This window comes from Pseudoalteromonas sp. TB51 (genome assembly GCF_000498055.1).
GTDB classification, from domain to species: domain Bacteria; phylum Pseudomonadota; class Gammaproteobacteria; order Enterobacterales; family Alteromonadaceae; genus Pseudoalteromonas; species Pseudoalteromonas atlantica.
Genome location: NZ_AUTO01000242.1, coordinates 1 through 10,059, shown reverse-complemented (window position 1 = coordinate 10,059; position 10,059 = coordinate 1). Strand labels below are relative to the sequence as shown.

9 protein-coding genes, 1 pseudogene and 1 other annotated feature are annotated in these 10,059 nt (G+C 41.6%); of the genes and pseudogenes, 3 read left to right on the top strand and 7 right to left on the bottom strand.

The features are described from left to right. Window positions 1–50 precede the first annotated feature (50 nt). Window positions 51–1,270 (top strand): IS3 family transposase gene (locus tag L650_RS0113955; protein ID WP_223230517.1). Its coding sequence is split into 2 segments (ribosomal slippage): window positions 51–339 and window positions 339–1,270, totalling 1,221 coding nucleotides; the frame shifts between segments, so codons are not numbered across the junction. Beyond that, window positions 329–445, top strand: a sequence feature (AL1L pseudoknot). It overlaps the preceding gene by 117 nt. A 417-nt stretch (window positions 1,271–1,687) precedes the next feature. Here L650_RS0113955 and queE read toward each other — a convergent pair. Beyond that, on the bottom strand, window positions 1,688–2,353 hold the full coding sequence (gene queE, locus L650_RS0113950) for a 7-carboxy-7-deazaguanine synthase QueE (RefSeq protein WP_004589468.1): 666 nt from the start codon (window positions 2,351–2,353) through the stop codon (window positions 1,688–1,690). Between the two features lie 145 nt (window positions 2,354–2,498). Between queE and queC the strand changes: the two genes are divergently transcribed. Then, on the top strand, window positions 2,499–3,155 hold the full coding sequence (queC, locus tag L650_RS0113945) for a 7-cyano-7-deazaguanine synthase QueC (protein ID WP_004589469.1): 657 nt from the start codon (window positions 2,499–2,501) through the stop codon (window positions 3,153–3,155). Between the two features lie 100 nt (window positions 3,156–3,255). On the opposite strand, the gene L650_RS0113940 is transcribed toward queC, so the two are convergent. Next, complete coding sequence (locus L650_RS0113940; RefSeq protein ID WP_029773497.1) at window positions 3,256–3,705, bottom strand: methyltransferase family protein; 450 nt, start codon at window positions 3,703–3,705, stop codon at window positions 3,256–3,258. A gap of 344 nt (window positions 3,706–4,049) precedes the next feature. Between L650_RS0113940 and L650_RS0113935 the strand changes: the two genes are divergently transcribed. Continuing rightward, the gene (locus L650_RS0113935) at window positions 4,050–4,292 is read left to right on the top strand and encodes a hypothetical protein (RefSeq protein WP_024034198.1); all 243 of its coding nucleotides are present in this window, start codon (window positions 4,050–4,052) and stop codon (window positions 4,290–4,292) included. Here L650_RS0113935 and L650_RS0113930 read toward each other — a convergent pair. The 5 genes and pseudogenes from L650_RS0113930 to L650_RS0113910 all read right to left on the bottom strand — a co-directional run. Beyond that, a complete protein-coding gene (locus L650_RS0113930; protein WP_029773496.1) occupies window positions 4,289–5,326 on the bottom strand; it encodes a hypothetical protein in 1,038 nt (345 codons plus the stop codon). The genes L650_RS0113935 and L650_RS0113930 overlap by 4 nt on opposite strands. Window positions 5,327–5,427: 101 nt before the next feature. Next, complete coding sequence (locus L650_RS0113925; RefSeq protein WP_029773495.1) at window positions 5,428–6,099, bottom strand: tRNA (adenine(22)-N(1))-methyltransferase; 672 nt, start codon at window positions 6,097–6,099, stop codon at window positions 5,428–5,430. 148 nt (window positions 6,100–6,247) lie between these two features. Beyond that, window positions 6,248–7,201, bottom strand: coding sequence for a class I SAM-dependent methyltransferase (locus L650_RS0113920; protein ID WP_029773494.1), 954 nt, complete (start codon window positions 7,199–7,201; stop codon window positions 6,248–6,250). After that, window positions 7,202–9,196 (bottom strand): excinuclease ABC subunit UvrB, encoded by a 1,995-nt coding sequence (uvrB, locus tag L650_RS0113915; protein ID WP_029773493.1) that lies wholly within the window; start codon window positions 9,194–9,196, stop codon window positions 7,202–7,204. 4 nt (window positions 9,197–9,200) lie between these two features. Then, window positions 9,201–10,059: pseudogene (locus L650_RS0113910) on the bottom strand (MATE family efflux transporter); the annotation flags it as partial.

The following is a 10,059-nucleotide window of genomic DNA, read 5'->3' as shown; positions in this document are numbered from 1 at the left end:
TGAATCGCCCCGTGTTTGCCAGAGACTCAATAACTTGAGAAACTGGAACTATGAAAAAATCAAATCGCTATACATCAGAATTTCGTGAACGTGCAATTAGGCTTGTTACCACACAACAGCATGAATACCCTTCTCTTTGGGCTGCGCTAGTATCGATTTCAGATAAACTGGGATGTACCCCAGAAACACTTAGAGCATGGGTCAAGAAATCTCAAGCTCAACCGTCTAAACCCTCTTCTAATACGCAATCAACTGAAGAACGCCTTGCCGTCTTAGAGCGCGAGAATAAAGAGCTCAAGCGAACGAATGATATCCTGAGGCAAGCTGCCGCTTTTTTCGCCCAAGCGGAGCTCGACCGCAAACAGAAGTAATAGTGGATTTTATTGATGCTTGCAGAGAGCATTACGGTGTCGAGTCAATTTGCAAGGAATTGCCGATTGCACCATCAACGTATTATTCTCATAAACAGATACAAAGAGAGCCTGAGCGACTGTCTAACCGCAAAAAGCGTGATGCTGAGCTGATAATACTCATTCGCGAAGTGTGGGAGGATAATATGTCAGTTTATGGTGCAAGAAAAATATGGAAGCAGCTACAGCTTGACGACCATCAAGTCGCCCGCTGTACAGTCGAACGATTGATGCGAGTTATGGGAATTCAAGGTGTTCGTCGGGGTAAAGCACATAAGACAACGATACCTGACGAGCAACAAGATAAGCCACTTGATTTAGTTAATCGTCAATTTACTGCTGAGCAGCCAAATCAACTTTGGGTAGCTGACATCACCTATGTTGCCACATGGAGTGGGTTTGTTTATGTCGCTTTCGTGATAGATGTTTTTTCACGATACATTGTAGGTTGGCGTGTATCAACGACAATGCACACAGAGCTTATTCTTGATGCGTTAGAGCAAGCTATTTGGCATCGTGGCAACCCCGAAGGGTTAATTCACCACAGCGACAGAGGCAGCCAATATTTGTCTATACGATACACTGAGCGACTTGCTGAAGCTGGAATTCAAGCGTCTGTAGGCAGTGTGGGTGACTCTTATGACAATGCATTGGCTGAAACAATAAATGGATTATTTAAAACAGAGATTATTCGCAGAAATGGCCCGTGGAAGAATGTTGATGCTGTTGAATACGCAACGTTAGAGTGGGTCAATTGGTTTAATAATCAACGCTTATTATCTTCAATTGGGTATATTTCACCAGCTCAATATGAAACAGACTACTATGATAATTTAAACGAGTCAGGTAAAGTGGCCTGACTTAAACAAACTGGTCTCCGATGAACTCGGGGCGATTCAACGTGTTTAAATAAGCTGTTGTGGTGGTTTATATAAAGAGTGAGTAATGGAGTTGTGGTGTTGGGTTTCGTTTCACTCAACCCAACCTACTAGAGAACCTTAGGAGAACCTTAGGGGTCAAATCTTGACTTCATACATCATAAATTATTTAGCTATTTATATTTGTCGAAACTTAAATAAGTTACTGTGTCGGATGGCGCTTTGCTTATCCGACCTACGCGTTTAAATAAGCTGGTGTGGTGGTTTATATAAAGAGTGAGTAATGGGGTTATGGTGTTGGGTTTCGTTTCACTCAACCCAACCTTGTATCTACGTAATATAACTTAACGCCGAGCAGCTTATCGCTTACAGCTAAGCACTTACAGCTGCCCTTGCGCTTTAGCTAATCCCTAAATACTTATGTACCTGCACTGATAAACGCCAGTTCTTGGCAATACAGGTGTCGATGGCTAATTTGGTGGCTGACACTTTTTGGCTTATTGGCTGTAAGTAAACAAGCTTAGGATTAACACCTGTTTTGGCAAATAGCGCTTCAAGCTCTTCTACGTGCTTTTGCATCGCTACTGGGTGCTTTATCTCGTTGGCGCGTTTCATGGCGCTGGTAAGTACTTCGTAGCCGCCGCGCATGTTAATTTTAGGCGATACGGTAACCCAGGTTTGCTCAGGGGCAAGTATTTCAAAGGTGCCGCTGGTTTCTATTTGTGTTGTAAAGCCGTTATCGTGCAATAGCTTACACACTGGGTTTAAATCGTACATACACGGCTCGCCGCCGGTAATTACAACATGCTTGGCTGTATAGCCACGCGATTTAAATAGCTCAAGTACTTGCTCGGCGCTGGCATCGGCCCAATGATCTGAATCGGCTTTTTTTTCTACCGTTTCATCAAGCGATACTTTGTACACGTTATCGACTTCCCAAGTTTGTTTAGTATCACACCATGCGCAGCCCACTGGGCAGCCTTGCAAACGCAAAAATATTGAGGGTGTGCCGGTAAAACTTGCTTCACCTTGGATGGTTTCAAACACTTCATTAATTTTGTACAAAAGAGATCTCACTTACTGCCTAGCTGCAAAATTGCTACTATAAAAGACGAAAAAGCGCTGCCCAAAAATTGTTATTTAAGCTGCGGCCGTGTAGTATATCGCGCCCTGATATAAACCTCTATTAAAACTAAAGAGCAATCCAGATATGACGCAAAAAGTAGTTGTTATTTATTCCGGCGGTATGGATTCGTTTACCGTATTAAATAAAGCCTTACAACAAGGCCATGATGTTTATGCCCTTTCATTTGACTATGGTCAGCGTCATGTTAAAGAGCTTGAAGTGGCTGCAAATGTGTGTGAAAAGCTTAATGTTCCACATAAAATTGTAGATATATCAGCTATTAACCAGCTTATTGGTGGCTCATCACTGACTGATGATATTGATGTACCAGAAGGTCATTACGAAGAAGAAAGCATGAAAAGCACCATAGTGCCTAATCGTAATATGATTTTGCTTTCGCTGGCGGTTGGTTACGCTGTGTCTTTAAAAGCGAGCAAAGTATATTATGGCGCGCATTCGGGGGATCATGCTATTTACCCTGATTGCCGTCCTGAGTTTGTGCAAAAAATGGATGATGTATGTCGTATTGCTAACTACGACGCTGTAGAAATTTTTAGCCCGTACTTAAATAACACCAAAATTGATATTTTAACCGATGGCATAAAAATGGGCTTAGACTACAGCCAAACATGGACTTGTTATAACGGACGCGAAAAAGCCTGTGGTAAATGTGGCGCCTGCCAAGAACGTTTAGAGGCATTTTCGCTTAATAACGTCACTGATCCAATCGAATACGAATAACCGCTAGTTACGGGGTTTTCAGTGAAAGTACGGTTAATTTATTAGCGCTGAACGCAAAAAGGCTATCATCACGATAGCCTTTTTTGTATTTGCTTGTAAATTACAACCAGCGTTTTACTTTGTTTTTATACTCTGTGAATTCTTGACCAAATAATTTGCTAAGCGCCCGCTCCTCAGGAATTATTTGAAAAAACGTTAAATAAGCAATAAACCCAGCAACACATAAAAGTGCCCACAGCGAACTAAGCCAAATACCCCAGCCAGCTAAAATAAACGCAAAGCCTACATACATAGGATTACGTGAAATTTTATATACACCACTGGTTACCAACTTTGATGCTTGCTCAGGCTTATTTGGATTAACTGTGGTGCGTGCAAGTTTAAAGCTCAGCACTCCGGCTATACAAAATGCGCACCCTATAATGACTAAGCTTGCTGCTAGGTAGGCAATAAACGCTGTAAAATCAATCACACTGTAATGGGCTATTAACGCCATAATGCCTGCAAAAACGAGCACGACAATAACCGGAGGTATTTTATTATTTAACATAGCAACTCACTGTATTGATTATAAAATAAAGTTCTATAAGTCTGTAAACACTATACCCGTTTGCATTAATACACAATTAAATACAAGGTTAACGCTGGCATAGAGCGCGTTAAAACTGCTGATTAAAGCAACACAATAAAAATGTTGGCTTTAAAGTCACACGGTTTAATCTCAAATAGACTTATTAATTATGCCATTAGTTATTAAACAATAACGCAGGTGTATCAATGATGAACACAACTCCACGCTGCAATCGACAAATAAAGTTACAATTGTCAGGTTTAACCGCTGCTAAATATGGTTATACTTTATGCAACAGTTAAAACTATAAAAAGGAAGTGGTTATGTCAGGCACTACAATGATAGTACTTATTGTGCTTATATCGGTTGGCTCTGGGGTTATTTACGATATGTACAAAAAGCACCTTGAATTTAAACACAAAATGCAAGATAGCAACCAAGATGCAAATAAACAACTGGCCGAGGTAAGTGCGCAAGTGGTTGCTTTAAAAGAGCGCGTGCAGACGCTTGAGGCCATAGTGACAGACTCAAGCTACACCACAAAAGAAGAAATTAACCGCCTTTAAAAACGATATAAATGTGCATTTTCTGGCTGCTCTATACCGTGGGCAGCTAAAAACCCATCTATAGCTTGGCCGCAACCTTGTGGCGCACGCGAACTATCAATTTCAAAATTAAGCTTATTTGCATGTTGCTTGCCAAGCGAGCACAGCCCCAACACTTTTGGCGAGCGCATTGCCACACTTAGCGCACCTATTTTTTCTACGCAATTGTGTTTACTAAATCGGGCAAACCCTTGGTATTTAAATTGCTCACTCACATACTCATTACTAATATCAACCAGGGCATTAATAAAGCCATGTAAAAAGCTATTTGCGCTGCTATTACTGGTTAAAAATGCAAAGGTTTTATTATTAAATTCAGTAAGCTGGCAAGTGTTGCAGTGTAATTTTAAGGTGTATAACCACTGCTGCGAGCTTAGTTGCTGCATAGCACTTAGCGATACCTTAGCACCTGCAAATACTACCCGTTTTAATAACTGCTCAATAGTGCAATGTTGCTCATTGCTCTGCGGCGCGTGTGCAATAACAAGCTCTGCATTTTGTGCCATAACCGGTAAATCATGATGATTATTAAATGGCGTGCTGGTAGTATTATTGCTGTGAGTAAGTTGAAACAGCTCTCTTACCTCGTGCTCTCGCGCTATTTTAAGCGCTAAAAACGCTGTTTGAATAAGCTCGGAGGTTGGTAAGTTTTCCTCTACTATCCAGCGCCTGCCAAACAGTAATTTTTTTGCTGTGCCCTCACCCGCGTAACTACTGGTTTTGTAATTATCGGGGCTGAGTACGGCAACTTGTAAATAAATTTGTTGATCTTTTTGTGCAGCAAGCACTCTAAAGTGCGCTGAAAAACTTATATTTTGAAGCACTTGATTAACGCTTTGTAAGGTGTGTTTATAGCGTAAAAAGTGCTGTGGAACTATCCAGCTGTTATTAGCAAGTTGCACTAATGGAGCATACGAAATTGGCTGCTCGTAGCTGTTTTGCCATTTTTGCTCTGCACTGAGCAGCGGCTCAATGCGACTTTTTTTATCTGACATACATAAACCAAATAAACTCGCGCAAGGCGATATAATCTATGTTGATGTTACGTTTTTGCGCCTTGCATTAGATCACACTATCAGCGCTAAATAAGCCATTTTTAAGCGTCGCTGAGCTTTTTATAATCTGTTATAACTTTTTGATAATAAAGCTCATCTTTATTAAGCATTTTATTATAATGAGTGAGTAACTGTTTAAGGTATTGCCTGTGCGATGCATGATTTAAATCCCACATGCTGTTACCGGTAAATGTGAGCAACGCCGTGCTACGTTGACTTACCTCTATAAGCTCATAATAGCGGTTGTTTTCAGTGATTAATTGCTCGCTTTCTAGGCCAAAGCCTAATTTGGCTAAACCACTGCGCAAATGATAAGTATGGTGTATAGGGCAAACTATAAAGCGGGTGCTTGCTACAGATGCAGCGCAATTGTTTTTAATAATGCCAGTAACAAGTTTTAGTAACAGCTCGCCGCCAACACCTGCAATAACCACAGTATTTAACGCATTTGGAACGAGCTTTATTTCTCTTACATCTTGGCAATGTACTTTATATTGCGCATTACTTGGCAGTGTTTGGCTAATATTTGTAAGGTGCTCGCTCAGCTCGGCCATTATTTTATCTACCACATCGACAAAATTAACCTGTTTTGCAGCGCGGCGCTTTAATAGTGCAATGCCTAAGTAACCATGATCGCAGCAGCAATCCCAAATTACATCAACGGGGTCAGTAATTAACGCATTAATTGCGTTTAAACGCTTACTCAGTTTCATTTAATACCAATTAGCTTAATTAAGTGATCTATTTTGAGGCTGGAAAAACGTGTTGATAGCTAGGCAAAAAATTCGCTATTTAGTTGTTCTAAATGAGAGTTTTTTAACACAGATAGCGACACGTTTAGCCCCTTAAAATGATTAAGTATTATTGCGAATTGGTATAAGTTGCGGTATGCGCCGTTTTATACACTAACGCTTTTAAGCTTTTATTGCTGTCTACTTCTACAAAACGGGGCGTTGGTGCAAGGCGCTCAACAAATTCTATTGCTCCTTGGGTGTGCTCGTTTATTAAAGCTTTAAACGCATCTTCGCTAAGCTCTGGGCTATTAGCGCATAATAAAAGCTGTGTGGTATCGCACAGTAGTTCGGGTAATCTGCGCAGTACCTTTTGGTAATCTTTAGTTAGAATAAAGCTGCCCTTTTGAAAGCTTGGCGGGTCTACAATAATTAAATCAAACGGCGCTGCTTTTTTTAATTTACCAAATGACTTTAAAATATCGTGCGGTAAAAAACTCACTCCGCGCTCAAAACCATTAAGTTGGTGATTTTGCTTACCTACTTTAAGTACGCCTTTGCTCATATCCATGTTCATAACGTGATCAGCCCCGCCTTGCATTGCCGCAAGCGAAAAACCACACGTGTATGAAAACAAATTAAGTACTTTTGCATGTTTACTATTGGCAGAGACAAACTCACGCCCACTTCGCATATCGGGGAATATTCCGGTGTTTTGGCGGCTTGTTAAATCCACTAAAAAACCAATGCCGTTTTCTTTTACCACATGTGGCGAGGGAAGATTACCATGCACTAAACGATTACTGCTTTGTACACCCGCGCGCTGTTGATACACCAATGCAGATATTAATTCAGGGTGATGCTGTTGCGCCCACGCCCAAAGGGTACTGGTCAGTGTATTTAACGTGGCTTCGTCAATTTCATCGTACGAAATTAAAAACAAGCTTGGCGGATAAAAGTCTAAATTAATATGGCTTAGCGATGCCACGCTATGGCCGCGGCCATGAAATACGCGGCATAGTTCGTTTTGTAGTAATGGCGCATCTTCAAGCGCGCTTATTAGGGGCGAAAAATCGGGTGTCATTTAGTTAATCAACTGTTGTTGTAGTTCGTGTATTTCGTCGCGTACAGACGCGGCTTTTTCAAATTCAAGGTCGCTGGCATAAGCATGCATTTTGCTTTCAAGCTGTTTAATTTGTGAGGCAATTTCTTTAGCACTGAGTATTTTTTTAGACTCTTTACGTACCAGCTTAAGGTTATCTTGTGGTGCGGCTTCTTCGCCCACATCCATAATATCGGTGATCTTTTTAACCAAGGCTTGCGGCTCAATGCCGTGCTCTATATTAAAGGCGTGTTGTATTTCGCGGCGGCGCTGCGTTTCGCTAATCGCTTTTTCCATCGATTTAGTGACTTTATCGGCGTATAAAATGGCGCGCCCGTCGAGATGACGTGCAGCACGACCAATGGTTTGAATAAGCGAACGTGCCGAGCGTAAAAAGCCTTCTTTATCTGCATCTAAAATGGCAACTAGCGCCACTTCTGGCATATCTAGGCCTTCTCTTAATAAGTTAATACCTACTAACACATCAAACACACCGGCGCGTAAATCACGAATTATTTCAACGCGCTCTACTGTGTCTATGTCTGAGTGCAGGTAGCGCACTTTTACGTTGTGCTCGCTTAAGTAATCGGTTAAATCTTCCGACATGCGCTTGGTAAGCGTAGTAACCAGTACTCGCTCCCCTTTTTCTACACATTTATAAATTTCTGAGAGTAGATCATCTACTTGGGTGCTTACAGGGCGTATTTCTATTTCTGGGTCTAACAGGCCAGTTGGGCGTATAACTTGCTCTGCTACTTCGCCTGCGCTGCGCTCTAATTCAAAATCACCAGGCGTTGCCGATACATAAATCGTTTGCGGTGCTATGGCTTCAAATTCTTCAAAGCGCAATGGGCGGTTATCCATCGCCGATGGCATTCTAAAGCCATATTCAACTAGGTTTTCTTTACGGCTTCTATCGCCTTTATACATGGCACCAATTTGCGATACGGTTACGTGCGATTCATCGATGATCATCAATGCATCATCAGGAAGATAATCGAGTAATGTGGGTGGTGGATCGCCCGGTGTACGCCCCGACAAATAACGGCTGTAGTTTTCTATGCCCGAGCAATAACCAAGCTCGGTCATCATTTCTATGTCGTATTGTGTACGCTGCGCTATGCGCTGCTCTTCTACTAATTTATTGGCACTTAATAATTGTGCTCTGCGTTCTTTAAGTTCAGCTTTTATTTTTTCTATGGCATCAAGAATTTTTTCGCGAGGCGTTACATAGTGCGTTTTAGGGTAAATAGTGGCACGTACTATGTGTTTTTCTACCGCACCTGTAAGGGGATCAAAAATACTAAGGCGCTCTATTTCGTCATCAAACATTTCTACGCGTACTGCATAGGTGTCTGACTCGGCAGGAAATATATCAACAACTTCGCCACGTACACGGTAAGTACCACGGCTAAAGTCAATGTCGTTACGGGTATATTGCAGCTCAGCTAAACGGCGCAGCATATCGCGTTGGTCGACCTGTTCGCCTACTTTTAAAAGCAGCATCATTTTCATGTATGAGTCGGGGTCGCCCAAACCATAAATAGCCGACACAGAAGCCACTATTATGGTATCGCGGCGCTCAAGCAATGCCTTAGTAGCACTTAAACGCATCTGCTCTATGTGCTCATTAATAGAGGCATCTTTTTCTATAAACGTATCGCTGGCAACCACGTAGGCTTCTGGCTGGTAGTAATCGTAGTAAGATACAAAATACTCAACTGCATTATTAGGAAAAAACTCTTTCATCTCTCCATATAACTGTGCCGCTAGTGTTTTATTATGCGCCATTATTATTGTTGGGCGATTTAAATCGCTAATAATATTGGCCATGGTAAATGTTTTACCTGTACCTGTAGCACCGAGTAAGGTTTGATGCGCAAGCCCGGCTTCTAAGCCTTCTTCAAGCTGTTTAATCGCTGTGGGTTGATCGCCCGCGGGTTTAAATTGTGACTTTAGCTCAAAGTGATCACTCATTCATTTACTCCGTTACCGTGTTACTGCATATTGCATCTAGCTCTTTTACAAACCATTTGTACGCGACTAACCCTGTGAATACATTACCGATTGCAGCGCCAATAAATAAGCCAATTAAGCCACCTAGCATACTGCCTACATAAGCAAGAGGCAGGTAAAACACAAACAAACGAATAATACTTAAAAACAATGCATTCATAGGTTTGTGTAAAGCATTAAACGATGAGTTTGATAAAATGATCACCCCTTGAAAACCATAACTTAGCGGTATGGTGTATATAAAGAGCTTAATAACATCGATTACAGCTTGTTCTTTACCAAATAATTGGCTTATTACCCCTGACAGCGCAATGAGTAAAATATAAATAGCAAATTGCCATATCATCACAAATTTAAGCGTACCAATGTACGCCTCTTTTACGCGGCCTAATTTACCTGCCCCAAAGTTTTGGCTAACAAAAGGAGGCAATGTCATCGACAAGGCCAGCACTAAAATACTGGCAATTGATTCGATACGGCTGCCCNCACAGCCATTGCTACTGGGGTAAGCATGTTAGCCCCCGCTGCGGGTAAACCTATTTTAAGTACTTTTTTAATTGCACTTGCCGCAGTTTGATTACCGGCTTTTAAGCTTAGTAGTCGCTTTTTAACGCCCAGCACATATAAAATAATAATAACCGCTACGCCCCAGGCAATAACACTGGCAATAGCGGCACCTTGAATGCCTAGTGCCGGTACTGGGCCCCAGCCAAATATCAAAATAGGATCGAGTATGGCATTAATAAGCCCTGCCCCACCCATTACTATGCTGGGTGTTTTAGTATCGCCACTGGCTCGTAATACCGAATTACCTATCATAGGGG

Coding starts and splice junctions, on each gene's coding strand:
- queC (WP_004589469.1), top strand. CDS start 2,499: ATGACGCAAAAAGTAGTTGTTATTTATTCCGGCGGTATGGATTCGTTT.
- L650_RS0113940 (WP_029773497.1), bottom strand. CDS start 3,705: ATGTTAAATAATAAAATACCTCCGGTTATTGTCGTGCTCGTTTTTGCA.
- L650_RS0113935 (WP_024034198.1), top strand. CDS start 4,050: ATGTCAGGCACTACAATGATAGTACTTATTGTGCTTATATCGGTTGGC.
- L650_RS0113930 (WP_029773496.1), bottom strand. CDS start 5,326: ATGTCAGATAAAAAAAGTCGCATTGAGCCGCTGCTCAGTGCAGAGCAA.
- L650_RS0113925 (WP_029773495.1), bottom strand. CDS start 6,099: ATGAAACTGAGTAAGCGTTTAAACGCAATTAATGCGTTAATTACTGAC.
- L650_RS0113920 (WP_029773494.1), bottom strand. CDS start 7,201: ATGACACCCGATTTTTCGCCCCTAATAAGCGCGCTTGAAGATGCGCCA.
- uvrB (WP_029773493.1), bottom strand. CDS start 9,196: ATGAGTGATCACTTTGAGCTAAAGTCACAATTTAAACCCGCGGGCGAT.